The organism is Microbacterium sp. NPDC019599 (genome assembly GCF_040632175.1).
Classification (GTDB): domain Bacteria; phylum Actinomycetota; class Actinomycetes; order Actinomycetales; family Microbacteriaceae; genus Microbacterium.
This window is the reverse complement of the sequence record NZ_JBEYBL010000001.1, coordinates 211,900-237,231: the sequence shown is the minus strand read 5'-3', so window position 1 is coordinate 237,231 and position 25,332 is coordinate 211,900. Positions and strand designations below refer to the sequence as shown.

Annotated in this window: 25 protein-coding genes, 1 tRNA gene and 1 other RNA gene; 10 read left to right on the top strand and 17 right to left on the bottom strand. The window is 70.8% G+C overall.

The window, feature by feature from the left end; all coding sequences use genetic code 11:
* Nucleotides 1-2: 2 nt before the first annotated feature.
* The 4 genes from ABZ477_RS01110 to ssrA form a co-directional block, all read right to left on the bottom strand.
* Nucleotides 3-338 (bottom strand): hypothetical protein, encoded by a 336-nt coding sequence (locus ABZ477_RS01110; RefSeq protein ID WP_360126552.1) that lies wholly within the window; start codon nucleotides 336-338, stop codon nucleotides 3-5.
* 76 nt (nucleotides 339-414) lie between these two features.
* Nucleotides 415-2,127 (bottom strand): Dyp-type peroxidase, encoded by a 1,713-nt coding sequence (locus ABZ477_RS01105; protein ID WP_360126549.1) that lies wholly within the window; start codon nucleotides 2,125-2,127, stop codon nucleotides 415-417.
* Nucleotides 2,124-3,059, bottom strand: coding sequence for a hypothetical protein (locus ABZ477_RS01100; protein WP_360126546.1), 936 nt, complete (start codon nucleotides 3,057-3,059; stop codon nucleotides 2,124-2,126). The genes ABZ477_RS01105 and ABZ477_RS01100 overlap by 4 nt, the downstream gene beginning before the upstream one ends.
* 94 nt (nucleotides 3,060-3,153) lie before the next feature.
* Nucleotides 3,154-3,524: a transfer-messenger RNA gene (gene ssrA / locus ABZ477_RS01095) on the bottom strand.
* A 134-nt stretch (nucleotides 3,525-3,658) separates the two neighbouring features.
* On the opposite strand from ssrA, the gene ABZ477_RS01090 reads away from it, so the two are divergent.
* From ABZ477_RS01090 to ABZ477_RS01075, 4 genes are all read left to right on the top strand, one after another.
* Nucleotides 3,659-4,261, top strand: a complete 603-nt coding sequence (locus ABZ477_RS01090; protein ID WP_360126543.1) for a hypothetical protein — start codon at nucleotides 3,659-3,661, stop codon at nucleotides 4,259-4,261.
* 25 nt (nucleotides 4,262-4,286) lie between these two features.
* Nucleotides 4,287-4,961 carry an SIMPL domain-containing protein gene (locus ABZ477_RS01085; protein WP_360126540.1) on the top strand — a complete coding sequence of 225 codons (675 nt, stop codon included), beginning with the start codon at nucleotides 4,287-4,289 and terminating at the stop codon, nucleotides 4,959-4,961.
* Entirely contained in the window at nucleotides 4,958-6,319 is a 1,362-nt protein-coding gene (locus ABZ477_RS01080) for a M20/M25/M40 family metallo-hydrolase (protein ID WP_360126538.1), read from the top strand. Before ABZ477_RS01085 ends, ABZ477_RS01080 begins: the two co-directional genes overlap by 4 nt.
* An 84-nt stretch (nucleotides 6,320-6,403) precedes the next feature.
* Nucleotides 6,404-7,876, top strand: a complete 1,473-nt coding sequence (locus tag ABZ477_RS01075; RefSeq protein ID WP_360126535.1) for an MFS transporter — start codon at nucleotides 6,404-6,406, stop codon at nucleotides 7,874-7,876.
* Nucleotides 7,877-7,897: 21 nt separating this feature from the next.
* Here the strand turns inward: ABZ477_RS01075 and smpB are convergent, their stop codons facing one another.
* The 4 genes from smpB to prfB all read right to left on the bottom strand — a co-directional run bounded on the left by smpB (nucleotide 7,898) and on the right by prfB (nucleotide 11,676).
* Complete coding sequence (gene smpB / locus ABZ477_RS01070) at nucleotides 7,898-8,374, bottom strand: SsrA-binding protein SmpB (protein WP_360126532.1); 477 nt, start codon at nucleotides 8,372-8,374, stop codon at nucleotides 7,898-7,900.
* Between the two features lie 76 nt (nucleotides 8,375-8,450).
* Complete coding sequence (ftsX, locus tag ABZ477_RS01065; protein WP_360126529.1) at nucleotides 8,451-9,365, bottom strand: permease-like cell division protein FtsX; 915 nt, start codon at nucleotides 9,363-9,365, stop codon at nucleotides 8,451-8,453.
* Nucleotides 9,362-10,462: a cell division ATP-binding protein FtsE gene (ftsE, locus tag ABZ477_RS01060; protein WP_360126526.1), complete on the bottom strand. Its 1,101-nt coding sequence runs from the start codon at nucleotides 10,460-10,462 to the stop codon at nucleotides 9,362-9,364. The genes ftsX and ftsE overlap by 4 nt, the downstream gene beginning before the upstream one ends.
* Nucleotides 10,463-10,563: 101 nt before the next feature.
* Nucleotides 10,564-11,676, bottom strand: a complete 1,113-nt coding sequence (gene prfB, locus ABZ477_RS01055) for a peptide chain release factor 2 (RefSeq protein WP_360126523.1) — start codon at nucleotides 11,674-11,676, stop codon at nucleotides 10,564-10,566.
* 25 nt (nucleotides 11,677-11,701) lie between these two features.
* Here prfB and ABZ477_RS01050 point away from each other — a divergent pair, with 25 nt between their 5' ends.
* Nucleotides 11,702-12,967, top strand: a complete 1,266-nt coding sequence (locus ABZ477_RS01050) for an MFS transporter (RefSeq protein ID WP_360126520.1) — start codon at nucleotides 11,702-11,704, stop codon at nucleotides 12,965-12,967.
* Between the two features lie 16 nt (nucleotides 12,968-12,983).
* On the opposite strand, the gene ABZ477_RS01045 is transcribed toward ABZ477_RS01050, so the two are convergent.
* From ABZ477_RS01045 to ABZ477_RS01015, 7 genes are read right to left on the bottom strand one after another with little or no spacing between them, the layout of a single operon-like run.
* Complete coding sequence (locus ABZ477_RS01045) at nucleotides 12,984-13,394, bottom strand: pilus assembly protein TadG-related protein (protein ID WP_360126517.1); 411 nt, start codon at nucleotides 13,392-13,394, stop codon at nucleotides 12,984-12,986.
* An 11-nt stretch (nucleotides 13,395-13,405) separates the two neighbouring features.
* Nucleotides 13,406-13,891 carry a TadE family protein gene (locus ABZ477_RS01040; protein ID WP_360126514.1) on the bottom strand — a complete coding sequence of 162 codons (486 nt, stop codon included), beginning with the start codon at nucleotides 13,889-13,891 and terminating at the stop codon, nucleotides 13,406-13,408.
* A complete protein-coding gene (locus ABZ477_RS01035) occupies nucleotides 13,866-14,279 on the bottom strand; it encodes a TadE/TadG family type IV pilus assembly protein (protein WP_360126511.1) in 414 nt (137 codons plus the stop codon). The genes ABZ477_RS01040 and ABZ477_RS01035 overlap by 26 nt, the downstream gene beginning before the upstream one ends.
* An 8-nt stretch (nucleotides 14,280-14,287) precedes the next feature.
* Complete coding sequence (locus ABZ477_RS01030) at nucleotides 14,288-14,476, bottom strand: hypothetical protein (RefSeq protein WP_360126508.1); 189 nt, start codon at nucleotides 14,474-14,476, stop codon at nucleotides 14,288-14,290.
* Between the two features lie 27 nt (nucleotides 14,477-14,503).
* Entirely contained in the window at nucleotides 14,504-15,436 is a 933-nt protein-coding gene (locus ABZ477_RS01025; protein WP_360126505.1) for a type II secretion system F family protein, read from the bottom strand.
* A complete protein-coding gene (locus ABZ477_RS01020) occupies nucleotides 15,433-16,290 on the bottom strand; it encodes a type II secretion system F family protein (protein ID WP_360126502.1) in 858 nt (285 codons plus the stop codon). Before ABZ477_RS01020 ends, ABZ477_RS01025 begins: the two co-directional genes overlap by 4 nt.
* Nucleotides 16,287-17,438 (bottom strand): ATPase, T2SS/T4P/T4SS family, encoded by a 1,152-nt coding sequence (locus tag ABZ477_RS01015; protein ID WP_360126499.1) that lies wholly within the window; start codon nucleotides 17,436-17,438, stop codon nucleotides 16,287-16,289. Before ABZ477_RS01015 ends, ABZ477_RS01020 begins: the two co-directional genes overlap by 4 nt.
* A gap of 243 nt (nucleotides 17,439-17,681) precedes the next feature.
* On the opposite strand from ABZ477_RS01015, the gene ABZ477_RS01010 reads away from it, so the two are divergent.
* The 4 genes from ABZ477_RS01010 to ABZ477_RS00995 all read left to right on the top strand — a co-directional run bounded on the left by ABZ477_RS01010 (nucleotide 17,682) and on the right by ABZ477_RS00995 (nucleotide 19,605).
* Complete coding sequence (locus ABZ477_RS01010) at nucleotides 17,682-18,290, top strand: response regulator transcription factor (protein WP_360126496.1); 609 nt, start codon at nucleotides 17,682-17,684, stop codon at nucleotides 18,288-18,290.
* 80 nt (nucleotides 18,291-18,370) lie between these two features.
* The gene (locus ABZ477_RS01005; protein WP_360126493.1) at nucleotides 18,371-18,592 is read left to right on the top strand and encodes a PLDc N-terminal domain-containing protein; all 222 of its coding nucleotides are present in this window, start codon (nucleotides 18,371-18,373) and stop codon (nucleotides 18,590-18,592) included.
* A 68-nt stretch (nucleotides 18,593-18,660) separates the two neighbouring features.
* Nucleotides 18,661-18,742: transfer RNA gene (locus ABZ477_RS01000), tRNA-Leu, on the top strand.
* Nucleotides 18,743-18,801: 59 nt separating this feature from the next.
* On the top strand, nucleotides 18,802-19,605 hold the full coding sequence (locus tag ABZ477_RS00995; RefSeq protein ID WP_360126490.1) for a DedA family protein: 804 nt from the start codon (nucleotides 18,802-18,804) through the stop codon (nucleotides 19,603-19,605).
* Nucleotide 19,606: 1 nt separating this feature from the next.
* Here the strand turns inward: ABZ477_RS00995 and ABZ477_RS00990 are convergent, their stop codons facing one another.
* Entirely contained in the window at nucleotides 19,607-20,521 is a 915-nt protein-coding gene (locus ABZ477_RS00990) for a Ku protein (protein WP_360126487.1), read from the bottom strand.
* A 76-nt stretch (nucleotides 20,522-20,597) separates the two neighbouring features.
* Nucleotides 20,598-22,622 carry a serine hydrolase gene (locus ABZ477_RS00985; RefSeq protein ID WP_360126484.1) on the bottom strand — a complete coding sequence of 675 codons (2,025 nt, stop codon included), beginning with the start codon at nucleotides 22,620-22,622 and terminating at the stop codon, nucleotides 20,598-20,600.
* A gap of 97 nt (nucleotides 22,623-22,719) precedes the next feature.
* On the opposite strand from ABZ477_RS00985, the gene ABZ477_RS00980 reads away from it, so the two are divergent.
* Nucleotides 22,720-25,332, top strand: a complete 2,613-nt coding sequence (locus ABZ477_RS00980) for an ATP-dependent DNA ligase (protein WP_360126481.1) — start codon at nucleotides 22,720-22,722, stop codon at nucleotides 25,330-25,332.

The following is a 25,332-nucleotide window of genomic DNA, read 5'->3' as shown; positions in this document are numbered from 1 at the left end:
TCCTAGAGGAAGTCGTCGAGCTCCGAGAGCTCAGGGCGATCGTGGTCCGGAAGGCCCACCGGCGGGTTCTCCATCAGATCGATCTTCTCCCGCATCTCGAGGACCGCGCCGTCGTTCGTCGGGGCGTGCGCGCGTGTTGTGGCGGACTGGACCGCGAGCATCGTCGCACCGTCGAGCAGGAACGTGACGTCGGTCTCGTTCCCCTCCATGTTGATCGCGCGAAGCGTCACCGTGTCGCCACCGCCCGAGGCCGCCACCATGCTCGCGAACTCGATGAGGGTGTCGGCGGACTCATCGTCCATTAGCAGGGACTTCTCGCCGTACGACACATGCTTCATGCGACCACTGTGACCCCGTGGGCGCGGATCGGCGCAGGGCCTTGACATCGCCCCCGGCGTCGGCGGCTCGCCGGCCTCACGCCGACGCGAGCCTTCCGCCCACGGCGGAGATCGCGGGTGCGAAGAAGTACCCGCCCCCCGTCGCCGTGACCCACTCGCGGTCGACGAGGACCGCCTCCCGATCGCCGGACGCCGAGGTCACCTCGAACGTCCGCCTGCGGTCCCCGTACACGTCGCTCTGCCCGATCACCGGGTCATGGCCACCGGTGTTCGGCTGATGCGGTGAGTTCGCCCAGCGGCGGGTGACGAACTCGAACTGGTCCTCGATCGAGGCCATGTGCGCGACGAACATGAGGCCGCGCTCCGCCGCGACGAGCTCGGGGGAAGGGTCCTCGACACCCGCGAGCGCCGGGCCGTACGGGATGCCGCGCCGCAGCATGAGCCGCAGGAACGTGTCGGCAGGGGCGCCGAAGTCGGTCCCGCTGTCGCGCGGATTGACCTTGCGGATGTGCCCCGCCACGGGACACGCCTGGCCGAACAGGTCGGCCTTCGCGCGGGGATGCCGGTCGCCCCGGTAGCCGCCCTCGACGAGCTCCTTGCTCGGCGTCCAGGAACGGGTGTCGTCGTCGAACTGGAAGTGGCTGTTCGCGAACTCGTCGCCGGCCAGGCGCAGGTCGTCCGCTTCCGGCGATCGCGAGAGCGGCGCACCGCTCGGCCAGCGGCCCACCATCATCGAGGCGAAGTGGACGGTGGTCGTGCCGTGCTCAGCCGCCGCGCGAGCCGCGAAATCCCAGAACGCCGGCACGTCCTGCTCGAGCCGCCGGCACACGAGGTACGAGCCGTGCTTCGCCCAATCCGGGACGGTGGGCTCGTCCTCCGCGGGGACGAGCGGATCGGCGGGATGCTGTCGCGGCATGCCCAGCACGAACTGCCCGGGCCAGATAAGCGGCTGGCCGGCCTTGCCGAAGATGCGCGAGTGCGGATTGCGCGCGTCGAGGTAGCGCGGCGCGAGGTGCTCGCCGTCCTCGGTGACACCGCGGATCCCGGGCTGAGAGACGCCGTCCTTGAAGCCGAAGTGCTCGTGGCCCGAAAGCACTCCGGGGAGGTTCGCCCCCACCTGCTCGAACAGCATCCTCACTCCGCTGCGCGCTCCGGTCTCGACGATCTCGGCGGCTGCGCACTCGGCATCCTCCGGCTTGTCGGCGGCGACCGTCACGAGGAAGTCCGCCTCGCCTGCGGTGCCACCCACCCGCCACTGGTCCCGATGCCCGGGATGCCCCGGCTGGGCCGGATCGCCCAGGAGCGTCGAGCGGGCGGCCATGCCCTGGCGGAACGCCTCGTCGCCCATCTCCGCCAGGGCCTCCTCGCCCAGCAGCTTGACGATGCCCGAGGCAGAGATGGCGAAGGCCGTCCACGTCGCGGTCGTCGAGGGATCGGCCGAGCCCGACAGCATCCGCTCCCGCCGGAACTCGCGGCGAAAGTCCAGCACCTCCCGCATGCTGCTCAGCCGCGGTGCGAGCCACTGCAGCCAGGCCCGAGCGCCCCACACGTCGTCGATCGCGAGGAAGAGGAATCGCTGGTGGTCCTTGTTGAAGCCCGGGATGACGTTCCCCTGGATCTCGGCGGTCATCGCTGCGTCGAAGAGCGGCTCGCCCCCCTCGGCCTCTCCGCCCAGGAGCGAGCGCGACGCCTCGGTGAACTGCGTCGATGCGGGCAGTGTGATCCCGGAGAGGCGCTCGACAGGGCCGGACAGCAGGCCCGCGAGGGCCTCGGCTCCTTCGCCGCTCACGCGGCCTCCCCCGCGATGACGCGGGCGGAAACCGTGATGTGCTCGGCGAGCTGCGCCCCGAACTCGATGCGGCGACCGCCGATCGCGATATCGCCGACGCGGAAGCCCTCCGCTTCGGGCACCTCGTAGACGACGCGAAGCGCCGCCCCTCTCGACCCGCGCTCGACCGTCCAGTAGTCGCCGACCGGCGACCCGTCGGGGCGCGTCCACCCCGAGTCGTCCCAGCCGATGATGGAGATGCCCGGAGGGTTCGCCGTCGCCACGTGGAGCCCCTGCCGCGACATCGCCCAGATCTCCACGTTGATGCGGGCATCCGCCGCTGTCGTGCGCGAGTAGGGCAGTTCGTCGAAGCCGTCGATCGCGTGCTGCGACGGCTCGACCTCCTGCGAGACGCCCAGAAGGTCCCGCATCGAGTTGATCGGCATGATGAAGTGCATGATCCCCCGAGTGGTGTTCCAGACGTTCCTCGGCTGGTAGACGCCGCCGCGGAAGAGGTCGGCCGTCCTGACCTCGCGCGACACATGCCGGCGGTAGAGCTCGACGACGACATCAGGATGCCGTCGCGCGAGCAGCTTCCAGTACTCCGGGGTCTCGCACGTGAACGTGACGCGCATGATCTTGCCGTCCACCCGCTCGACGTGCCACTCGAGATACTCGATCTGGGCGTCGCGGGATTCCGCCTGCTCGTAGGCCGTGCGACGGTCGTCGCGGTGCTCGACGAGGAGCGGCCGGGACATCCCCGTCCACGTGATGGCGCGCTCGTATCGGGCGCGCACGGCTCGCCGTGCGGGATTCACATAGGCTCCGCGCCCGCTCACCTCGGTCGAGTCGGCGACGAGCCGGCTCACGACCTCGTGCCACCGGTCGGGGAAGTCCGAGTCGCCTCCGACATCGTCGATGCCCGCAGGGGTCGCGAACCGCGTGAGCTGCATGGTCGAGAAGCTAGCAGTCGCGCGGGAACGGCAGAGGGCCCGACCCTCCGCGAATGATCGCGGGGGGGTCGGGCCCTCTGGCGTGACAGCGGATTGGTGGAGATGGGGGGAATCGAACCCCCGTCCATCGCTGGGTCTCTGCGTCTTCTCCGGGCGCAGTCTGTGGATTCGTTCTACTCGGCCCCGACCCTTGTCACAGACATCTGAGTCGACGAGCCCATCCTGAGAAGAGTCCCGCGTGACGCTCAGGCGACGTCACGCAGCAAGATCCCTAGATGACGCCAATGACCGTGACGGGATCAGTCACGGATTGACGGACTCGGGCTCGCTGCTCAGGCAGCGAGGGCGAAGTCGGACTGCTTCTTTTCGGCAGTTATTGGTTTGCAGAGGTCGTTTACGAGATAACCCTGCATCCTCGGCCCGCTTCTCGCAGATTCGCAGGCGATGTCGAAACCGATCATCCCCATGCATCCTCGTGTCGGAGGACCGCTGTCACGCTGTGGAGTTTCCAACCCGGATGCTGTCGCACCCGAGCACATCACACTACAACGCTTTGCCGACAGAGGCCATTCCCGGCGCCGCCCCGCTAACCTGCACAGGTGAGCAAGCGGTCGATCTGGATCCTCGTCATCGGTGCGATCGTGCTCGTCGCGATCGGCGCAGCCGTCGTGCTCGCCCTCGCGAACCCGGGCGGCGAACCCGCGCCGACGTCGTCGCCGACAGCATCCGGCACTCCCGCTCCCTCGGAGACACCCGCCCCGAGCCCGACGCCGACCCCGACGCCGTCCGAGACGGCAGCTGCGGCCACGTGCGAGAACACCTCGACGGCGGAGTTCCAGGCCATGATGGCCGGCAACGGCTGGATCTCGTGGGAGACGCAGGACGAGCAGATCGGCGCACGTCCCTTCGACTCCTTCCCGGGCGGCGCGCCCGTCGACCAGCTCATCTGCCGATGGGGCGAGTCTCCCGACATCCCGACAGACAACCTCATCGACCTCGCGTGGGCGCCCCTGACGGGCGACGAGACCCTCGCGGGGCAGGAGGCGCTCGTCGAGGCGGGCTATGCGCGCGAGGAGTCCGTCGAGGGCGCCTGGCTCACGATCCCCGGCGGTGACGCGTACTTGTTCACGGGCACCGACGTCCGCTGGGCGGTCACACGAGAGGACATCGCCTACATCAAGGCGCCCGGCGAGGAAGGTTGAGCGAGCCCCGCGTAAGGTCGGAGCCATGAGCGAAGTCGTCATCACGGTCCGCGGCGAGCACGAGATCCGCATCCTCCCCGAGCGAGCCGTCGCCCACATCACGGTCGTCGCCGAGGGCCCCGAGCGAGGTGCCGTCGTGGAGCGCATCGCAGCGCTCGCCGAGCCCGTGCGCGACGACCTCATCGCGCGCAAGGAGGCGGGTGCCGTCCATGAATGGACGAGCCAGCGTGTGTCGGTGTGGTCCGAGCGCCCGTGGAACCAGGACGGCAAGCGCCTCGCCCTCGTCCACCACGCGACAGTGGAGCTCACGGCGACGTTCACCGACTTCCTCGTGCTGTCCTGGTGGGCGTCCGAGGTCGTCGAGCAGGAAGGCGTGCAGCTCGGCTGGATCGACTGGCAGCTCACGCCCGAGACCCGACGGGCGACGGAGAAGGATGCCGCGACCCGGGCCGTGGGCGTCGCGGTAGCGCGCGCCACGGCGTACGCGGAGGCGATCGGCCTCGCGACCGTCACCCCCGTCCAGATCGCCGATCTGGGACTCCTCGCGCACGACGGAGGCGGCCCCGAGGCGGCACCCATGATGGCCAAGGCGATGCGCTCGGCCGCCTTCGACGCGGTCGGCGGAGCCCCCGCGGTGACCCTTCAGCCCGAGGAGATCACCGTCAGCGCGGCCGTCGAGGCGCGCTTCTCCGCCCGATGACCGACGAGGTCACGGGGGTCTCGGCATCCGGGGGCGTCGTGCGGCCGGGCATGGCGGAACGGCTGTCGCGCATGATCCAGCTGGCGACGGTGTCCGCCGAGCGCGAGCAGCGCGGACCGGGCCCGTTCGAGGACTTCATCGCGCTCCTCGCGGAGCTGTACCCGCTCGTGCACGGGCACCTGGAGCGGACGCGCGTCGGCGAGCTCGGCATCCTCTTCCGCTGGCCGGGGTCCGCCGCGAGTGAGCCGGTCGTGCTCATGGCGCACTTCGACGTCGTCCCCGTGGACGAGAGCGACCCCTGGACCTTCCCGCCGTTCGAGGGTCGCATCCACGACGGGTGGGTCTACGGGCGCGGCGCGCTCGACGACAAGGGACCGCTGCTGGTCGTCCTCGAGGCGGTGGAGAACCTGCTCTCATCGGGTTTCACGCCCGCACGTGACGTGTACCTGTCGTTCGGTGGCGACGAGGAGGTCTTCGGCGCGGCCGCGCGCGACCTCGCGGCCGCCGTCCGTGAGCGCGGCGGCATCCCCTGGCTCGTCCTCGACGAAGGCGGTGCCGTCGTCGACGCGCCGCTCCCCTTCGTGCGCGGCCCCGCCGCGATGGTCGGGGTGGGCGAGAAGGGCGTGCTGACGCTGCGCCTCTCGGCGCGCGGCGACGGCGGCCACGCCTCGGCGCCGCCCCGGATCACGGCGGTCGGGCGCATCGCACGCGCCGTCGACCGCCTGGGCCCCGCCACCTTCCGGGCTCGGACGCCGGCCGCCGTCTCGCGCATGCTGCAGCTCTTCGCGGACCGCGCCGACGGCCCCTCCCGAGCGCTGTACCGGATGCTGTCGCGCACCCCCGCCCTCACGGCTCGCGCGTTCGCGGCGATGGGCGGCGAGCCCGCCGCACTCGTGCGCACGACCGTCGCCGCGACGATGCAGTCCGGCGGGACAGCGGCGAACGTGCTGCCGTCTCAGGCATCCGCGACGCTGAACCTGCGCATCGCCCTCGGCGAGACGGTGGAGAGCACCGTGCGCCGCGTGCGCCGCCGGATCGCCGACGCGAAGGTCGACGTGACCGTCGTCGAGGGCGACGACCCGTCCCCCGAATCGGCGACCGACTCGGCCCCGTTCGCGCTCATCACGGAGGCCGTGCGGGCCTCGCACCCCGACGCCGCGACCGTTCCGTACGTCATGATGGCCGCGACCGACTCCCGGCACTTCCACCGGTTCAGCCCCGCCGTGTACCGCTTCGCGCCACTCGAGATGAGCAAGGCGCAGCGGGCCGCGATCCACGGCGTCGACGAGCGCGTCGAGGTCGCAGCGCTGGAGCGGGGCGAGCTGTTCCATCGCACGCTTCTGCAGCGGCTACAGTGATCTGACCCCTCGACGAGCTGCGTACGGGAAGCGATCCCGACAACCCGACGACGAGCTCGGGGACCGGGAAGCGAAGGAGCACCGATGACGCAGCGCGTCACCCTGGGCACGCTCGCCGGCGTCGTCGGATTCCTCGCCTTCGTGGAGTTCACCAGCGGCGTCCTGCAGGGCTACTACACGCCGATGCTGACCGACATCGCGCGGCATCTGGGCATCCACGACGCCGACCTGAACTGGCTCGAGGGCAGCCAGCTCATGCTCTCGGCGCTCGTCGTGCCTGCTTTCGCGAAGCTCGGCGACATGGTCGGCCACAAGCGGATGCTGCTCGTGTCGACGGGGGTGACCGCCGCGGCATCCCTCGTTCTGCCCTTCACGACCTCGTTCCCGCTCTTCCTCATCGCGTGGTCGATCCAGGGCTTCTACACGGTGTGGCTTCCGCTGGAGATCGCGCTCATCTGGTCGCGGGCGCGCAGGCTCGAGAACAAGTCGGCGATCACGGCGCGGGCCGCCGGATTCCTCGTCGCGGCGCTCGAGACCGGCGCGATCATCGGTGCGCTCACGGGCGGCGCGCTTGTCGGCACGCTGCCGCTCACCGTCGTCCTGATCGTTCCGGCGCTCATGGTCACTGCGTGCTTCTTCGTCATCTGGTTCGGCGTCAAGGAATCGCCCGAGCCCACCGGCGGGCGCCTCGACGTCGTAGGCCTCACGCTCATCTCGCTCGCGCTCATCGCCTTCACCGGCGGCCTGAGCCTGCTGCGCCTCAACGGACCCGGCGACCTCGTCGCCTGGGCCGTCGTCGCGCTCGGCATCCTGCTCGTCATCCCGTTCGCCCGCTGGGAGCTGCGCCACGACGATCCGCTCATCGACGTGCGGATGTTCGCCTCCCCCGCACTCGGACCGGTCTTCCTCACGGCGGGACTCTTCGGCGTGAGCGTCCTCGGCGCGCAGGTCCCGCTCTCGACCTTCGCACGCACCGATCCCGCGGTGTACGGCTACGGCCTGGGCATCTCCGGCTTCGCCGTCTCGCTCATCATCGGGATCTACCTCATCGCGATGATCACCGGCGCGCTCGTCTTCCCGCTCATCGCGCGGCGCCTCACGCCCCGCGTCACGCTCATCGGGGCCGCGACGCTCGTGGGGGTCGGATTCCTGCTCTTCCTCCCCTTCCACGACGCCTACGCGCAGGTGATCACGAACATGGTCATCGTGGGGCTCGGGTCCGGCGCCCTCGTCGCGGCCCTGCCCGCCGCCGCGGCATCGGCAGCGCCGCACACGCAGACGGGCGTCGCGACGGGTCTGACGAACTCGGTCAAGACGGTCGGCGGCGCGATCGCGTCCTGCGTCTTCGGCATCGCGCTGTTCCACGGCGCGACGGGCGCCGGCGTGGCCGCGGAGGGTACGGCGGGGTCGTTCTCGGGCTACCTCACGGTGTGGATCGTGTGCGGCGTGACGGCGCTCGTGGCCGCCGTGCTGCTCGTGTTCGTGCCGAAGCAGGCGTTCACCGACACGCCGGATGCCGAAGCAGCCGATTCGGCCGCGCCCCCTGCCGTCGTCTGAGCGCCGGCGAGGGCGTCCGGGCTATTCGCCCAGGCGGTTGCGGCTGCGCATCGCGCGCTCGGCCTCGCGCTTGTCCTGACGCTCCCGCAGCGTCTGGCGCTTGTCCCACTCGTGCTTGCCCTTCGCGACGCCGATCTCGACCTTGGCGCGGCCGTCGGAGAAGTACAGCTTCAGCGGGATGAGCGTATAGCCGCCCGCCGAGACGGCGTGCGACAGCTTCACGATCTCCTCCTTGTGCAGGAGCAGCTTGCGCGTGCGCTTGGCCGAGTGGTTCGTCCAGTGTCCCTGCGAGTACTCGGGGATGTGCACGGCGTCGAGGTACGCCTGTCCCCCGTCGATGTACGCGTAGCCGTCCGAGAGGTTCGCGCGCCCCTGGCGCAGCGACTTGACCTCGGTGCCCGTCAGGACGAGACCGGCCTCGTACGTCTTCTCGATCGAGTACTCGTGATGCGCGCGACGGTTGGTCGCGATGACCTTCTCACCGCGTTCCCTGGGCATGACTGGACTCCCTGATTCCTGAGCTCGTCGATTCCTGAGCTCGTCGAAGGATGGCTGGACGGCCTGCCAGTCTATCTCAGGCCCGGAGCCAGCGCCGGATCGCGAAGCCGGCCGACAGAGCCGCGAGCACGATCCCGATGAGGATCAGGACGGGGACGACGGCCCACGCCTCGGGGATGCCGACCCACGTCGTGACGAAGTCGACCCGGTTGCGCAGGTACTGGTTGACCCCGAAGTGGACGCCCAGGAGGACCGCCGCGCTCGCGAGGACCGACCCGAGCAGCGCCGCGAACACGCCTTCGAGGATGAACGGCGTCTGGATGAAGCCGTTGGACGCGCCGACGAGCCGCATGATGCCGAGCTCTCGGCGCCGCGCGTAGGCCGAGAGCCGGATCGTCGTGGCGATGAGCAGCACGGCCGCGACGAGCATGAGTCCCGCGATGCCGACCGCGATGTAGGTCGCGACCGTGAGGGCCGAGAAGAGCGGCTCGAGGTATTGCAGCTGATCCTTCACCTCCTCGACGCCGTCCATTCCGCGGAAGGCCTCGATGATGACGTCGGACTGCGTTTGATCGATGAGGTTGACCCGGTACGTCTCGTTGACCTGCTCCGGCGTCACGACGCTCGCCGCCTCTTCGCCGACGAGGTCGAGCAGCTCCTGGTACGCCTGCTCGTGGTCGACGAACTCGTAGGTGCGGATGAGCGGCGCGAGCGCGTCACCCTCGAGCTTGCCCTTGACGGCGTCGAGCTGCTCCTGCGTCGCTGCCCCGTTGGCGCACGTCGCGGTCTGCGAGACCGAGGTGCACATGTAGATCGCGACCTGCGCCCGGTCGACCCAGAAGTCGCGCATCGTGCCGATCTGCAGCTGCATGAGGATCGCCGCACCTACGAAGGTGAGCGAGACGAACGTCACGAGGACGACCGAGATGACCATCGAGGCGTTGCGGCGCAGGCCGTTCAGCGCCTCGGACAGGACGAGTCCGAGCCTCACGTCGTCGGCCCCACTTCGTCGTCGGGGTCGACTTCGCCCAGTCCCAGCCGGTCGGCCAGCCCGAGCTCGGCGACGTCCAGCTCGAGCTCCTCGACGACCGGGATCGGCGCCGTGCGCGGGCGCGCGTGGCCGTCGTCCGACTGCTGCTCGCGTGCCGCCTCCGCCTCGGCTCCCGAGGCGGCGGGCTCGGGAATGACGACGACGTCACCCTCCGGCGCGGCGGGCGCGGCATCCGGAGCCTCGTCGTCGGCGCGATCGGCCGTCGCCGTTGCCGCGGCCATCGCCGCGTCGACGGAGGCGGAGTCCACGGTGCCGCTCTCGACGATCTCGCGGTGCAGCTCGAGCACGGCCGTCAGCGCCGCGACGGCCGCCGCGCCACGCTCGGGCTCCGGCGCGAGGTTCGGCAGGCTCGACGTGTCGCCGTAGCCGCCATGGCGTTCGTCGCGAACCATCTCGCCGTTGCGCAGCTCGATGACACGCCGCTGCATCTGATCGACGAAGCCGGCCTCGTGGGTCGCCATCACGACCGTCGTGCCGCCCGCGTTGATGCGCGCGAGCAGCTGCATGATGTCGGCGGAGGTCGCGGGGTCGAGGTTGCCGGTCGGCTCGTCGGCCAGCAGCACCTGGGGCCGGTTCACGAGAGCGCGCGCGATCGCGACGCGCTGCTGCTCGCCGCCGGAGAGCTCATGCGGGAAGCGCCGCTCCTTCCCCTTGAGTCCGACGAGCGCGAGCACTTCGGGCACGGCCTGCTGCACGAACGCGTGCGACGAGCCGATGACCTGCAGCGTGAAGGCGACGTTCTGGAACACCGTCTTGGTAGGCAGGAGCCGGAAGTCCTGGAAGACGGCCCCGATGTGGCGGCGGAAGTACGGGACCTTGCGGCTCGCGAGCGTCGTGAGGTCGCGACCCAGCACGACGACCCGGCCGTCGGACGGGGTCTCTTCGCGGAGGATCAGGCGCAGGCACGACGACTTCCCCGAACCCGACGCTCCGACCAGGAAGACGAACTCGCCGCGGGTCACTTCGAAGTCGACGTCGTGCAGAGCTGGCTTCGCGGTGCCGCGATAGCGCTTCGTGACGTTTTCGAACCGGATCATGGCCCCACGAGCCTAAGCGGGCAGACCCCGGCGCGTCCGAGCGACACCCGCGCCGACAGCATCCGTTACCCGATCCCGCGGTCCCGGAGCTCGACGAGGGGTCAGTCCTCGTCGTCCTTGCGCTTGCGCCACCGGATGCCGGCCGCGATGAAACCGTCGATGTCGCCGTCGAAGACCGGTGCGGGGTTGCCGACCTCGTGGCCCGTGCGGAGGTCCTTCACGAGCTGCTGGCCGTAGAGGAAGTACGAGCGCATCTGGTCGCCCCAGCTGGCCGTGATGGTGCCGGCGAGCTCCTTCTTCTTCGCGGCCTCCTCCTCGCGCTTGAGCAGCAGGAGCCGCGTCTGGAGGACGCGCATCGCGGCGGCGCGGTTCTGGATCTGCGACTTCTCGTTCTGCATCGACACGACGATCCCGGTCGGAAGGTGCGTGAGGCGCACGGCCGAGTCCGTCGTGTTGACCGACTGCCCGCCGGGGCCCGACGAGCGGAAGACGTCGACGCGCAGGTCGCCCTCGGGGATGTCCACCTCGACGGCCTCCTCCATGACGGGGATGACCTCGACGGCGGCGAAGCTGGTCTGGCGCTTGTCGGCGGAGCCGAACGGACTGATGCGGGCCAGGCGGTGGGTGCCGGCCTCTACCGAGAGCGTGCCGTAGGCGTACGGGGCGTCGATCTCGAACGTCGCCGACTTGATGCCGGCACCCTCGGCGTAGGACGTGTCCATGACCTTGACGGGGTACTTGTGGCGCTCGGCCCAGCGCAGGTACATGCGCATGAGCATCTCGGCGAAGTCGGTCGCGTCGTCGCCGCCGGCGCCGGAGCGGATCGTCACGACGGCGGAGCGCTCGTCGTACTCGCCGTCCAGGAGCGTCTGCACCTCGAGTTCGCCGACGATGTCCTCGAGCTCGGCGAGCTCACGGCGCGCCTCCTCGGCGGAGTCCTCGTCGTCCATCTCGTTCGCGAGCTCGACCAGCACGTCGAGGTCGTCGAGGCGCTGCTCGATGTCGGTGATGCGCTTGAGCTGGGCCTGCCGGTGGCTGAGGCTGCTCGTCACCTTCTGCGCCTTCTCGACGTCGTCCCAGAGGTCGGGCGCGCCGGCCTCCTCACTGAGCCGAGCGATGTCGGCGTTGAGCGCATCGACGTCCACGACTGCCTTGATGTCGGCGAAGGTGGAGCGGAGCGCTTCGATGTCGGCGGAGAGATCGAGTTCGAGCATGACACTCCAGACTAACGTGGAAGCGATGTCCGACAGTGCGCTTCCGCCCCAGGCGAAGGACGTGCTGTGGCGTTTCGGCCCGATGATCTACGGCCCGACGGTGCTGTTCGCCCTCGGCGAGGGCGCCGTCATCCCGCTGATCCCCGTCATCGCGGCCCAGCTGGGGGCGGATGTCGCAGCCGCCGCGCTCGTCGCGTCCGCCCTCGTCGTGGGGCAGCTGTGCGGCAACATCCCCGCGGGCTGGGCCGTCGCGCGCATCGGCGAGCGGCTCACGATGGCCATCGCGGGCGTCGTCTCGCTCGTCGGGGTCGTCGCCCTCGCTGTCGCACCCGTCCTCGGCGTCTTCGCGGCATCCGTCTTCCTCATCGGGTTCTGCGCCGCGGCGTTCGGGCTCGCGCGGCACTCGTTCATGACGACGCGCGTGCCGGTCTCGTTCCGTGCGCGCGCGCTGTCGCTCCTGGGCGGGACGTTCCGCCTCGGGATGTTCGTGGGGCCGTTCGTCGCCGCGGGACTGCTCGCCCTGTTCGGCGACGAGCACGCGGCGATCTGGTTCTTCGCCGGATGCCTCGTGGCCTGCATCCTGCTCGTCTTCCTCGGCCCCGATCCCGAGAAGCAGCTCGCCCCCGCCGATGAGCGCGTCCCCGCGGAGGACACGGGTGAAGCCGTGACGGGCTCGATCCCGACCACCGAACGGGCGGGCGTCCTGCGGACGATGTGGCAGTACCGCCGCGTGCTCTCGCGGCTGGGCCTGGCTGCGGCATCCCTGTCCGCCGTTCGCTCCGCCCGCCAGGTCGTTCTGCCACTGTGGGGCGTGTCGATCGGCCTCGATGCGCAGACGATCGCGCTCGTCGTGGGCATCTCGGGTGCGATCGACTTCGCGCTCTTCTATGCGAGCGGGCAGGTCATGGACCGCTTCGGCCGGCTGTGGGCGGCGCTTCCCGCGATGCTGCTCATGGGTGCGGGCTTCGTCGCGCTGTCCCTCACGCACGATCTGGATGCCGCAGCGATGTGGTTCGCGATGTTCGCCGCCGTGCTGGGTGTCGGCAACGGCCTCTCCAGCGGCATCCTGCTCACGCTCGGCGCGGATGTCGCCCCCGCGTCCGACCCCGCGCCGTTCCTCGGCTCGTGGCGGACGCTGACGGATGCCGGCGGCGCCGCCGCTCCCCTGCTCGTGTCCGGCATCGCGGCGCTCTCGTCGCTCGCAATCGCCACGGGTGTCATCGGAGCCGTCGGACTGCTGGGCGCCCTCGCCTTCCTCCGCTGGGTTCCGCGCTTCGTCCCGCGTCCCTGAGCCTGAGAGATCGGCGTCAGCGCAGCGCCGTGCGGCTCGTGGCGGTCGCCTCCAGCGCGATCCCGTCGGGGACGAAGAGGGTCATCACGGGCGGACGCCAGGTGCCGGCGACCGTGACCCGCGCCGAGACGCCGTCGGGCGTCTCCGCCGCCACGAGCCTGGCCCCTCCCCCGACATCGGCCACGAGCGCCTCCGCCTGCGCGCGGACGCCGTCCGTGTCGAGCGCGGCATACGGCTCTCCGTCCGTCGTGGTGAGGGTGAACCCGTCAGCGCCCGCGAGGGCAGCAGCATCCGCGAGCCCGTCGAGCCGCTTCTGCGTGAGGTACAGACTCGTGGCATCGACGCAGATCAGCACGGTCACGATGGCGAGGATCGCGTACCCGAGCGTCAGCAGCAGGACGCTCCCCTCGTCATCCGCCCGGCTCATCCCCCGCGGGGTCACTCCGACCCCCAGAAGCGCGACACCTTCTGCGCGGAGGACGCCTCCACCGGGATGGCGGCGAGCTTATCCAGGCCGAGGACGGGCGGTACGAGCGGCAGCGCCGCCCGCGAGCGGAGCGTGACGACGAGCGTCGCGCCGGGCTGGGGGCACGTCGCGCCGCTGGGCAGGCAGTCCAGCGAGAGATCGACGGATGCCGCGTCCATGCCGTATTCGTCGACCACGGCGCGCAGCACCTGACCGGCGCGCCGGCGTGCGTCATCCGGCCCCGCGGCGGTCGACACGGCACGCGCGATATGGCGGGCGCCGGCCTCCGCGCCGAGCGCCTGCTCCTGGACGATGCCGAGGGCGACGATGACGTACACGAGCGGGACGAGCAGGAGCAGCCCGACGAGGATGAACTCGAGCGCTGCGGAGCCGCGCTCAGGGTCGTCGAGCAGGTCGTGGGACTCCTCGGCTTCAGTCGAACGACTCGATCGGCGCATGCGCCGTGACCTCCAGCATCCGGGGCATCCCGAGAAGTCCGATGAGTGGGAACGGCGCCCGCACCGTGACCTCGATCACGGGGCCTCCTGAGCGCGCGCGCTCGTGGGCCACGACGTCCGAGGCGTACGCCGCGCCGACGGCGCGCGTGACGATCCGGCTCGTGCGGAGGGCGCCCTCGGTGAGCGAGGTGTCGGCCAGTGCCGCGTGATAGGCGCCCTCGACTGCGGCGTCGTGGAGGACGTTGCGCACGTAGATCGTCAGACCCAGCTGGAGCACGCCGAGAGTCAGGACGGTCAGGAGCGTGCCCACGAGGACGAATTCGACCGGGCTCGCGCCGCCGTCATCGCTCGTAACGGCGCGCAGCCGTGCGAGAAGACGACGGCGCACGGCGTGGCCTAGAAGCCCGAGACCCGCTCGATGGCCTGCTGGAACAGGTCCGCGAGCGCGGGGCCCGCGAGGGCCCAGATCACGACGACGAGCCCGGCCGTCATCAACGTGATGAGCACCCAGCCGGGGACGTCGCCGCGTTCGTCGTCGATCGTCCGGGCGAGCCGGCCGCGCAGGCCTGCGAGTGAGCGGATCATGGGTTTTCTCCTTCCGACCGTGAGCGGTCAGCCGATTCCGAGGCGAAGCATGAAGATCCCGGGGAACACCGCGAACAGGACGCTCAACGGGAGGATGAGGAAGACGAGGGGCACGAGCATGTAGATCTCCTTGCGGCCCGCGCGCTCGATGAGACGCCGCTTGGCGTCCTCCCGGGCGTCGAGCGCCTGCGCGTGCAGGACGTGCGACAGCGGCGCGCCGCGGTCGATCGCGGCGACGAGCTGGTCGATCGCGCGGGAGAGCGCGGGGACGTCGAGGCGGGACGACAGGCGCGCTAGCGACTCCGGAAGCGAGGAGCCCGTGCCGACGGCGAGCACGACCGTGCGCATCTCCGCCTTCAGCTCGCCGGCACCGACATCCGACACGCGCCGGAGTGAGTCGAGCATGCCCTCGCCCGCGGACAGGCACAGCGCGAGGAACTCGAGCACCGTGGGCAGCTCCTCCTCGATGCGCGCGATGCGCGCGGCCGCGGCGCGGGTGAGGAGCATGTCGTACCCGAGCGCGGCGCCGAGCCCCGCGAGCGGCGGGAGGAGGACCAGCGCACCGGACGCCCGTCCGACGAGCACGAGCACGACCGTGGCGAGTGCACCCGCGAGCACGCCGGCGACGGCCCAGCCCAGTTGTCGGGCGCGGAAGGATGCGGCATCCCCGTCCCGGCCCGCTTGACGCAGGCGCCGCTCGACCGAGAGCGACCCGCCCATCGCACGTCCTGCGCGCTCCGTCGCGGCACGCCACAGCGTCCGCGGATCGCTCACCTGGAGGGCGGAACCCGTCGTGACCCCTCGCGGGTCGGTGATGTCGCGGAGGTAGGGGGCGAGGCGGCGGGAGAGCGTGGGCGCGCCCCAGCGCGGCGCGCGCGACAGCAGCAGGCAGACTCCGAGCGCGAGGGCGCCGCCCAGGACGATCGCGAGGGCCGCGTCGTCGAGCAGGAGCGGGATCATCCGAACCACCGGCGCGGTTCGGGGAGGCGGCCTACGCGCAACATGATGCGGTACGCCACGAACGATACGGCGGCGCCGCCGACGATGAGGGCGATCCCCTCGGGGCTGCCGTATGCAGCCGCTCCCTCCGGCCGCATCGCGAGGAGGGCGAGCACGACCCACGGCGCCGCGACGCCCAGGACTGCGGCGCCGCGGATCCACGACTGGCGCGCCTCGACCTCGGCGCGCAGCGACGCGTCCGCCCGCACCGACACGGCCAGTGCGCGCAGGACGGGCGTGAGCTCGGTTCCGCCGACCTGGCGCGCCATCCGGAGCGTCTCGACGATGCGGTCTGCGACGGAGTCGGCGAGCGACGTCTTGAGTCTCTGCATGCTCGAGTCGAAGTGGCCCGACGCCGCGAGGTCGCGGGCGAATCCGCTGAAGGCGGGACGCATGCTCGCAGGTGCCGAATCGGCGAGCCCCGCGACGGCGTCCGGGAGCGACATCCCGGCCCGCACGGAGGCGATGAGCAGGTCGCACACATCGGGCCACAGCGCTCGGCGGGTGCGCACGAGGCGCGCTCGGCGGGCGCGCAGCCAGCCGAACGGGACGAGCGCCCCGGCGATCGCGGCGACGACGGCCAGCGCCGGCACCGGTGCGATGAGCCAGGCGAGGGCAGCCGCCACGATCGCGATGCCCGCCGCGACACCGATCACGACCGCCGGTGCGAGATGCGCGAGCCCCGCCTCCTCCAAGAGACGGGCGACGGCGCCCGTCGTCCGTGACGGTTGCCGGTCGGGGCGGGCGGGCCAGGCCCACGGCGAGACGGCGAGGAGGATTCCAGCGGCCAGCACTGCGCCCCACACGACGGTCATGCGACCGCTCCGCGGTAGAGCGTCCGAGCTTCGACCCCCAACGGCCCGACGCCGGTCGGCTCGACGATCTCGAGGACGCGACGGCGACCTGAGGCATCCCTCTCGCAGTGGGCGACGAGCTGCACCGAGGCCGCGACGGCGGGCTGCACGAAGCCGGCGTCGATGTTCCGGCCGGCCAGGAGAGGCAGCGCGCACAGCTTGGCGAGGGCCTCGCGTGCGGAGTTGGCGTGGATGGTCGCGGCGCCGGGCACGCCGGTGTTGAGCGCGAGGAGCAGATCGAGCGCCTCGGCATCGCGGACCTCCCCGACGACCAGGCGATCCGGGCGCATCCGCAGCGCCTCCTTCACGAGACGCCGGAGAGTCACCTCGCCGGTGCCCTCCAGGCTCGGCTGTCTCCCCTGGAGTGCCACGATGTCGGGGGCGTCGACGGCGAGCTCGAACGTCTCCTCGACGGTCACGATGCGGTGATGCGCCGGTGCGGCCGCGATGAGGGCGCTGAGGAGAGTGGTCTTGCCGGCGTGCGTCGCGCCGGAGACGAGGATGCTGCGCCCGTCCTCCATCGCCGCGCGCAGCATCCGCGCACCCTCCGCGCCGATGGAACCCGCCTCGACGAGCCGGTCGAGGTCGCGGAAGGCGGGGAGGAACTTCCGGACGTTGACGGCCCAGTGCCGACGGGTGATGTCGGGGATCACGACGTGAAGCCGGCTGCCATCGGGAAGCGAGGCGTCCACGAACGGCTGGCTGAGATCCACACGGCGCCCGGTCGCGTGCAGCATCCGCTCGACGAGGTCGCGGACCTGTCCGTCGGTCAGCGCGAGCGGGACCCGCTCCGAGACGCCGCCGCGGGCGACGAACACACGGTCGGGTGCGTTGATCCACACCTCTTCGACCGTGGGGTCGTCCAGATACGGCTGGAGCGGACCGTAGCCCGCCACCGCGGCCAGGACCTCTCGCACGCAGGCCGGTTCGTCGTCGACGGGGACGAGGCCGCGCGCGAGCGCGAAGTCGTTGTGCCGGCGCACTTCCGCGCGCGCGATCCGAGCCGCGAACTCGGGGTCGCGGGCCGGGTCGGAGCGCTCGGCGCGAAGCCGCTCGCGCACGCGCTCGGCGACCACGACGGCCGGGGCGGGAGCGGAGAGCGGGGACACCGGAGCATCCTCGCAAGCCGGGGATGCGGCATCCCGAAGTTATCCACAGGCCCTTCGGCGCGCGCGAAAGCGGCCGGGTGCTGATTCCGGCCGCGTTTCGCTTCGCGATTCCCTTTCCCAAGAAGGGTCCCGGCTCTACGCTAGGAACTGCCGCGGGGAGGCGACATCGGGTGTTCACCGCATCACCCATTGGGAGATGTCCCTAGGGCGGGCAGGCCCCTGACGAACGGCACAGGACGGAACGTGGGCGTCGACGGCGATGGCACGTATGCACTGGTCGTGGCAGGCGACCACGTGCGGGACGACTATTCGCGGCTGCTGAGCCGGCTCGGTCTGAGCACGCAGTCGTTCACACGCGCGGCCGATGCGTCGGACTCCCTGCGTGACCTGCCTCCCCTCGTCGCGATCCTCGAGGTCGAGGACGGCGGGTGCGAGCTCCTCCGCGAGCTGCGCGACCGCTACGGGCCGGACCTCCCGGTCGTCCTGGTGTCGGCCGAGCGCGTCGCGCCCGCCGACGTCGTCGCGGGACTCCTCGTGGGGGCAGACGACTACGCCTCGGAGTCGATGGATGCCGATGAGTTCGTCGCGCGCGTGCGCCGCCTCGTGGATCGGACGCGTCGCAACGGCCATGCGACAGCCGATCTTCGCCGCCTCACGGCGCTGACGGACCGGGAGCGTCAGGTGCTCGCTCTGATCGCGGAAGGGCGGTCGCAGAAGCAGGTCGCCTCGACTCTCGGCATCAGCGTCAAGACGGTGGGCGCCCACGTCCAGAACCTGCTGGTCAAGCTCGGTGTGCACACCCGCGTCGAGGCGGTCGCGCTCGCGGTCCGCGCCGGCGCCTCGACGACCTGAGCCGGATCCCGCGAAGGCGCCGGGCCGTGGTGCGAACGCGCCGCCGGTGACACGATGGACGGACCGGCGGAAGGATGACGATGACCCACCACAAACGCGAGCTCACCGGCCCCGAACAGATGGGCGTCCTCGTCGTGGGACTCGTGCAGTTCGCTTTCGCGTTCCTTGCGGCGTGGGACCTCGCTCATCGCCCCGCCGAGCAGGTGCGCGGGCCCAAGCCCGCGTGGATCCCGGCGCTGTTCATCAACTGGATCGGCCCAGCCGCATACTTCGCGGTGGGCATCAAGCACGGGACCCGCTGACCCCCGGCCGATCCGGGGGCTGTCCCCCTCAGCCCGCGTCCAGGTCGCTCAGTAGACTGAACGCACTCGCGGGAGTGGTGGAATTGGCAGACACGCAGGATTTAGGTTCCTGTGCCTCCGGGCGTGTGGGTTCAAGTCCCACCTTCCGCACGGTGCCTTCTGCGCATCCGCTCTGACCGCCGACCGCTCCGACCGACGGGATCCTCCTCTTGCATCAGATCGCCCTCATCCCCTGGCTCGATCCCGCCGCGATCATCGAGTGGGCCGGGCCCTGGGCGCTGCTCGTCGTGTGCGGCATCGTATTCGCCGAGACGGGCTTGCTCATCGGGTTCCTTCTTCCCGGCGACACTCTCCTGGTGATCTCGGGCCTCCTCTCGCATCCGCTGGAGAACGCGCCGCAGGGCGTCTTCGGCATGAGCGTGTGGTGGGTCGCGCTCCTCATCGCCGTCGCGGCCTTCGTCGGGGGCGAAGTCGGCTATTACATCGGCTACAAGGGCGGGCCCTCTGTCTTCGAGCGCAAGGAATCGGGCGTCTTCAGCGTCAAGAACGTCGAGCGCACGAATGCGTTCTTCCAGCGCTACGGAGGCCTGACGGTCATCGTCGCGCGCTTCGTCCCGATCGTGCGGACCTTCACGCCCGTCGCGGCGGGCGTCGGCCGGATGCACAAGGGGAAGTACACGCTGTACAACTTCGCCGGCGCCATGCTGTGGGGCTTCGGCCTGACGATGTTCGGCTACGCGATCGGCTTCATCCCCGTCGTCGGCGAGCTCGTCGCGGAGTACATCGACCTGATCCTGCTCGCCGCAGTCGGCGGCACCGCCGTCGTGACGCTGTGGCACTACCTCCGCGAGCGCTCGAAGGCGCGCAAGGCGGCCGCCGCGGGTGAGGACGTCGTCACCGATGCCGAAGAGGCCCGACACCTCGTCCTCGACGCGGACGTCTTCGAGCGCGGCCCCGAGCATGGCGCGCACGGCGGCTCGGACGGCGGCACTCCGCCGGCGCCGCGCGCGTAGGTCAGGAAGCCTTCGTCGTCTTCTTCTTCGCCGTCGGCTTGGCCTTCGACGCCGGCTTCGATCCGGCCGAGCGCTTCGACCCGGCGGATGCGGCATCCGTCGACTTCTTCGCCGGCGCCGCGTCGCCGCGGGCCGCGCGCGAACGCTCGACCGACGCGCGCAGGGCCTCCATGAGGTCGATGACCTCGCCGCCCGCGGCCTCCTCCTGCTCGCCGAAGGTCTCGGAGGTGTCCAGCGCGTCGCCCTTCTCGAGCTTCTCGCGGATGAGGATTCGCAGCTCCTCCTGGTACTCGTCCGCGAAGTCGGCCGGGTCGAAGTCGCTCGCGAAGCTGTCGACGAGGGATGCCGACAGCTCGAGCTCCTTCGCGGAGATCCGGACCGACTCGTCCAGTGACGGGAACGCCGCCTCGCGCACTTCATCGGCCCAAAGGAGGGTCTGCAGCACGAGGACGTCACCGCGGACGCGGAGCGCCGCGAGCCGCGTCTTCTGCCGCAGCGAGAACCGCACGATGGCGGTGCGATCGGTCTGCTCGAGCGTCCGCCGCAAGAGGACGTACGCCTTGGGCGACGCGGAGTCGGGCTCGAGGTAATAGGCGCGGTCGAAGGTCAGCGGATCGACCTGCTCACTCGGGACGAACTCGACGACGTCGATCTCGCGGCTGCGCTCGGCGGGCAGCGACGCGAGATCCTCCTTGGTGAGCACGACCGTCTTGTCGCCGTCGTCATAGGCCTTGTCGATGTCCTGGTAGGGCACGACCTCGCCGTCGATCTCGCAGATGCGCTGATAGCGGATGCGGCCGCCGTCCTTGTTGTGCACCTGGTGGAGGGAGACGTCGTGGTCCTCGGTCGCGGCGTACACCTTGACGGGGACGTTGACGAGCCCGAATGTCAGGGCGCCCTTCCAGATCGCTCTCATCACACCAGTACACAGTGTTTGCCTCGCGGAGGCCAGGGGCGACACCCGGCGCGGCCGGGCAGACACCGGTACGGGGTCAGAACAGGTCCACGTCGGCGAGCGTTCCGAGTGCGGACTGCACGTCGTCGACCATCGCGTAGAACGCGTCGAGCATCGGTTGCTGCATCGCGCCGCCCTGTCTCGTGTTGATGAGGGCGGCGTGGCCGGTCCCGTCCGCGCGCCGCCGCAGGAGCGAGAGCGTCCCGGGGAGCGCTCCGTTGTGGTCCCAGTTCCCGGCGCCGTCGACCGCCCATCCGCGGGCGTAGCCGGGCCGCACCGTGGTCCCCGTCGTCATCGTGGTGATCTCGGCGGCGGTGAGCAGGTCGCCGCCGTCACGACCGTCCACAGCGCGCAGGAAACACAGCAGGTCGGGTGCGTTCGCGAGCCAGCCGCCGTGGGCGTCCATGCGCGCGACCTTCATGTCGTAGGGGTCCTCGCCGCCCTGGCCGTAGTAGACGACTTCGTCGGCCGCTCGATCAGCAGCCGTGTCCCCCGCGATCGACATCGCCGACACCCCGGCCGGAGCGAGGATCGCCGACCGGACATAGTCCTGATAGGTCTGGCCCGTCACGTGCTCGATCACCCGGCCGAGGAGGCAGTACCCGAAGTTGAGGTACGTGTAGTCGGTTCCGGGCGTCTTGGCAGGAGCACGGTTGTCGAGCACCCAGCCGATGAGCGACGCGTGGTCGCGCGCGAGCTCCAGGAACATGGGGTCGCCGCCGGAATTGTCATAGCCGGACAGGTGGGTCAGCAGGTGATCGACGGTGATCGACAGCTGCGCGGCGCTGTAGCTGAGCGCACCATACGTCGTGCCGAGCCGCCCCGCCGAGCCGAGGATCGCGTCGGACAGCGCAAGGCGGCCGTCATGGACGAGCCGCAGGACCGCGGCGGCAGTCACCGGCTTGCTGACGCTCGCGACTCGCATGCGGTGCCGCACCTCGAGCGGCGTCTTCGCGTCGCGATCGGCCCAGCCGCGGGCGCGCGCGTAGACCAGGCGGCCGCCGCTCGAGATGGCCATCGAGAGCCCTGGCACGGAGTAGGCGGATATGAACGCGTCGATGAGCTGATCGGCCCGCTCGAGCTCGCTCCAGGCGTACTCCGTGTTCTCGAAGGCGCCCGCGAACTGCACGCCGGTCGGCGTCGCGTACCCGTCGACCTGGACGGGGCGGTACGCCTGGTAGAAGTGGTCGTCGAAGATGCGCTGCCAGTCCGCGGCGGGCACGCCGTGCCGTGCGGACTGCGCAGGCACCGGCCGCTCCTCCCAGATTCCGCTGTACAGGACGGCTCCCCCGACCGTGAAGGCCGTCGCCTTCCGCAGAAGCAGTCCCTGTCCCGTCAGCTCGCGGAACGCGGCCTGGTAGTCGTCGCGCGACACGCCGTGTCGCGCGGCCCATCCGCCGCCGGCCGACAGCTCCCAGACCCCGGCGAAGCGCGCCTGCCCACCGTCCTCGTAGCCCGAGACGTCGACGAGCCGGTACCCCTCCCCCGCCAGCCGGTTGAACTCGGCCTGGAACGCGTCCTTGTCGAGGTCGTGGCGCGCCGCCCAGGCAGGTGAAGGTCCGCCCTGCCACAGGCCGGCGACATGGACGCCGTTCGGCGTGCCGTAGAACGCGAGGCGGACGGGCCGGAGGCCCTCCGCCGCGAGGGCGTCGAAGGTCTCCTGGTAAAGGCCGATCGGCAGCGCGTGACGCGCCTGCCAGGCGGGCCCGGCGGAGGTGTCCCAGATCCCGGCGAAGCGATGCGTGCCGTCCCACCAGCCGCTCACGTCGGTCAGACGGTAGCCCTGTCCCACGAGCTCGTCGAACCGGCGTGCGTAGGCGTCGGCGTCCAGACCGTGCGCCGCGGCCCACCGCGGGTGCAGCTGGTCGCGGATGCCCTCGACGATCCCATCGCGGATGCCGTCGTCCACGCGCCTGCGGACGCCCAGGATGTCGTCGACGGCGTCTTCGCGGAGCCCGTCCCGGACGCCGTCGCCGACGCCCTGCCGCAGTCCGTCGCCGATTCCCTCACGGAATCCGCCGATGCCGCCCCCGAGTCGGTCCCGCCCGCCGATGCCGCCCATGATGTCCCCTCCGCCCGGGTTCTGGCTGGACGGTACACCCCGACGCGGACCACCGCGAGAGGCGCACAGAACCCGCAGGACAAGCCAGGATGGTCCCATGCCCGGGAACGACCAGCTAGTGCGGATCGCCGGGCGACGGCTGCGCCTGACCAACCTCGACAAGGTGCTCTACCCCGAGACGGGCACGACGAAGGCCGAGGTCATCGACTACTACTCCCGGATCGCGACGACGATGATCCCGCATGTCATCGGCCGGCCTGTCACGCGCAAGCGCTGGCCGGACGGGGTCGGCACGGAGCAGCATCCGGGGCCGTTCTTCTTCGCGAAGGATCTCGAGCCGGGGGCGCCGGAGTGGGTGCGACGCCTGCCGATCCCCCACTCGGGCGGTCCGAAGGACTACCCCCTCGCGGGAGACGTCCCCACGATCGTCTACCTCGCGCAGGTCGCGAGCCTCGAGCTGCACGTGCCGCAGTGGCGCTTCACGCCGTCCGGCGAGCGCGGGGACGCGGATCGCCTCGTCCTCGACCTCGACCCGGGTCCCGGTGTCGGGCTCCCCGAATGCGCCGAGGTCGCGCGCTGGGCGCGTGCGATCCTGTCCGGCATGGGCATGGAGCCGTACCCCGTCACGAGCGGGAGCAAGGGCCTCCAGCTGTACGCCGCGCTGCCGCCCGGACAGAGCAGCGAGCAGGCCTCGGCGCTCGCGCTCGGGCTCGCGCGTGCGATCGAGGCCGATCACCCCGAGCTCGTCGTGAGCAGCATGAAGAAGGCGATCCGGGGCGGTCGCGTGCTCATCGACTGGAGCCAGAACAACGGCTCGAAGACGACGATCGCTCCGTATTCGCTCCGGGGCCGCCTGCATCCCACCGTCGCGGTTCCGCGGATGTGGGAGGAGCTCGACGATCCGGACCTGCGCCATCTCATGTTCCACGAGGTGCTCGATCGCGTCGAGGAGATCGGCGACCCGCTCGCTCCGCTGGGGTTCCACGCGGGTGGGCGGACGGCGGACGAGGGTCCCCTCAGCACCTACATCTCGATGCGCTCGGCCGACCGCACGCCGGAGCCGGTGCCGTCGAACCCGGCGGCGGCCATACGCGCAGCGGACGAGCTTCCGACGTTCGTCATCCAGGAGCACCACGCGACGGCGCTGCATTGGGACTTCCGGCTCGAGCGCGACGGCGTGCTCGCGAGCTGGGCTGTGCCTCGCGGCGTGCCGCACTCCTACAAGCGCAACAACCTCGCGATCCAGACCGAGGACCACCCGATGGAGTACGCGACCTTCGAGGGCACGATCCCGGCCGGAGAGTACGGCGGCGGGACCGTCACGGTCTGGGACGACGGTCGCTACGAGCTCGAGAAATGGCGCGACGACGAGATCATCTTCACGGCGCAGGGCCGTCCGGGCGGTCCGCTCGGACGCGTTCGGCTCGCATTGATCCGCACGGAGGGCGAGGGCGAGAAGTCGAGCTGGCTGCTGCATCGGATGAAGACGGATGCCGAGGGCAGGCTGCAGGCGGACGGCATCCCTGTCGAACCCTCACGCCAGGCGGACGAGCAGCGGGCGGGCCGGCGGCGCGTGCCGAGGCGGGTGCGCGAACCGGCGCCGGATCCGGTCGCGGAGCTCACGCCGGATCCCGGGTCGGAGCAGGCGCCCGAGCGCGCGGCACAACCGCCGTCGGGTGAACGTACGGTCGAAGACCTGCTCGCCGCCGCGCCGGAGGCGCACTGGCCGCCCGCTCCCGCGGACCTGAGACCCATGCTGTCGACGTCCGCGACAGCTGACCGGGCGCGCGCCGACTCGCGCCGATGGGGCGACCCCGCGTGGGCGGAGGCGAAGTGGGACGGCATCCGGGCGGTGGGCGTCTGGGACGGCTCGGCCCTGCGCCTATGGGCTCGCAGCGGCAACGAGAGCACCGCGAAGTATCCCGAGATAGCGGACGGCGACCCCGGATTCCGCGACGAGCCCTGCGTCGTGGACGGCGAGCTGGTCGCGCTAGACGGCAACGGTCGCCCCAGCTTCGCCCTCCTCCAGACCCGGATGAACCTCGTCCACGCGGACGACATCGCGAGACTGGCGAAGCGGACCCCGGTCTTCTACTACCTCTTCGACGTTCTCGTCGCGCGCGGCCGCGACGTGACGGGTCTGCCGCTGTCCGATCGGCGACGCATCCTCGAGCACCTCGCATCCTCGACGATCGCGTCGATCGTCGTCCCGCCGGTCTTCGAGGACGTGGATGTCGCGCTCGACGCGAGCCGTCGCTTCGACCTCGAGGGGATCGTCGTCAAGGATCCCCGTTCGACGTACCGGCGCGGCATCCGCACCGACTCGTCGCTGAAGGTGAAGCTCACGCGGACGCAGGAGGTCGTCCTCGCGGGGATCCGGCCTGGTCAGGGAGAACGCTCATCGAGCTTCGGATCGCTGCTCGTCGGGATCCCGGGTCCGGACGGGCTCCACTACGCAGGACGTGTCGGCACGGGGTTCAGCGACGCGGCCCTTCGCACGCTGCAGCAGCAGCTCGCTCCCCTCCACGCCGACGCGAATCCTCTCGTCGGCGTCCCGTCCCTGGACGCCCGCGGCGTGCAGTGGCTGCGGCCCGAGCTCGTCGCCGAGGTCGAGTTCGGCGAGTTCACGCCCGGCGGCATCCTCCGGCATCCGCGGTGGCGCGGACTGCGTCCCGACAAGAGCCCGCACGAGGTCGTCCGCGAGAGCTGA

Excerpts from the sequence above, each read along its gene's own strand:
- ABZ477_RS01110 (WP_360126552.1), bottom strand. The coding sequence starts at position 338 with ATGAAGCATGTGTCGTACGGCGAGAAGTCCCTGCTAATGGACGATGAG.
- ABZ477_RS01100 (WP_360126546.1), bottom strand. The coding sequence starts at position 3,059 with ATGCAGCTCACGCGGTTCGCGACCCCTGCGGGCATCGACGATGTCGGA.
- ABZ477_RS01085 (WP_360126540.1), top strand. The coding sequence starts at position 4,287 with ATGAGCGAAGTCGTCATCACGGTCCGCGGCGAGCACGAGATCCGCATC.
- ABZ477_RS01080 (WP_360126538.1), top strand. The coding sequence starts at position 4,958 with ATGACCGACGAGGTCACGGGGGTCTCGGCATCCGGGGGCGTCGTGCGG.
- ABZ477_RS01075 (WP_360126535.1), top strand. The coding sequence starts at position 6,404 with ATGACGCAGCGCGTCACCCTGGGCACGCTCGCCGGCGTCGTCGGATTC.
- smpB (WP_360126532.1), bottom strand. The coding sequence starts at position 8,374 with ATGCCCAGGGAACGCGGTGAGAAGGTCATCGCGACCAACCGTCGCGCG.
- ftsE (WP_360126526.1), bottom strand. The coding sequence starts at position 10,462 with ATGATCCGGTTCGAAAACGTCACGAAGCGCTATCGCGGCACCGCGAAG.
- prfB (WP_360126523.1), bottom strand. The coding sequence starts at position 11,676 with ATGCTCGAACTCGATCTCTCCGCCGACATCGAAGCGCTCCGCTCCACC.
- ABZ477_RS01050 (WP_360126520.1), top strand. The coding sequence starts at position 11,702 with ATGTCCGACAGTGCGCTTCCGCCCCAGGCGAAGGACGTGCTGTGGCGT.
- ABZ477_RS01045 (WP_360126517.1), bottom strand. The coding sequence starts at position 13,394 with ATGAGCCGGGCGGATGACGAGGGGAGCGTCCTGCTGCTGACGCTCGGG.
- ABZ477_RS01040 (WP_360126514.1), bottom strand. The coding sequence starts at position 13,891 with ATGCGCCGATCGAGTCGTTCGACTGAAGCCGAGGAGTCCCACGACCTG.
- ABZ477_RS01030 (WP_360126508.1), bottom strand. The coding sequence starts at position 14,476 with ATGATCCGCTCACTCGCAGGCCTGCGCGGCCGGCTCGCCCGGACGATC.
- ABZ477_RS01025 (WP_360126505.1), bottom strand. The coding sequence starts at position 15,436 with ATGATCCCGCTCCTGCTCGACGACGCGGCCCTCGCGATCGTCCTGGGC.
- ABZ477_RS01020 (WP_360126502.1), bottom strand. The coding sequence starts at position 16,290 with ATGACCGTCGTGTGGGGCGCAGTGCTGGCCGCTGGAATCCTCCTCGCC.
- ABZ477_RS01005 (WP_360126493.1), top strand. The coding sequence starts at position 18,371 with ATGACCCACCACAAACGCGAGCTCACCGGCCCCGAACAGATGGGCGTC.
- ABZ477_RS00990 (WP_360126487.1), bottom strand. The coding sequence starts at position 20,521 with ATGAGAGCGATCTGGAAGGGCGCCCTGACATTCGGGCTCGTCAACGTC.
- ABZ477_RS00985 (WP_360126484.1), bottom strand. The coding sequence starts at position 22,622 with ATGGGCGGCATCGGCGGGCGGGACCGACTCGGGGGCGGCATCGGCGGA.
- ABZ477_RS00980 (WP_360126481.1), top strand. The coding sequence starts at position 22,720 with ATGCCCGGGAACGACCAGCTAGTGCGGATCGCCGGGCGACGGCTGCGC.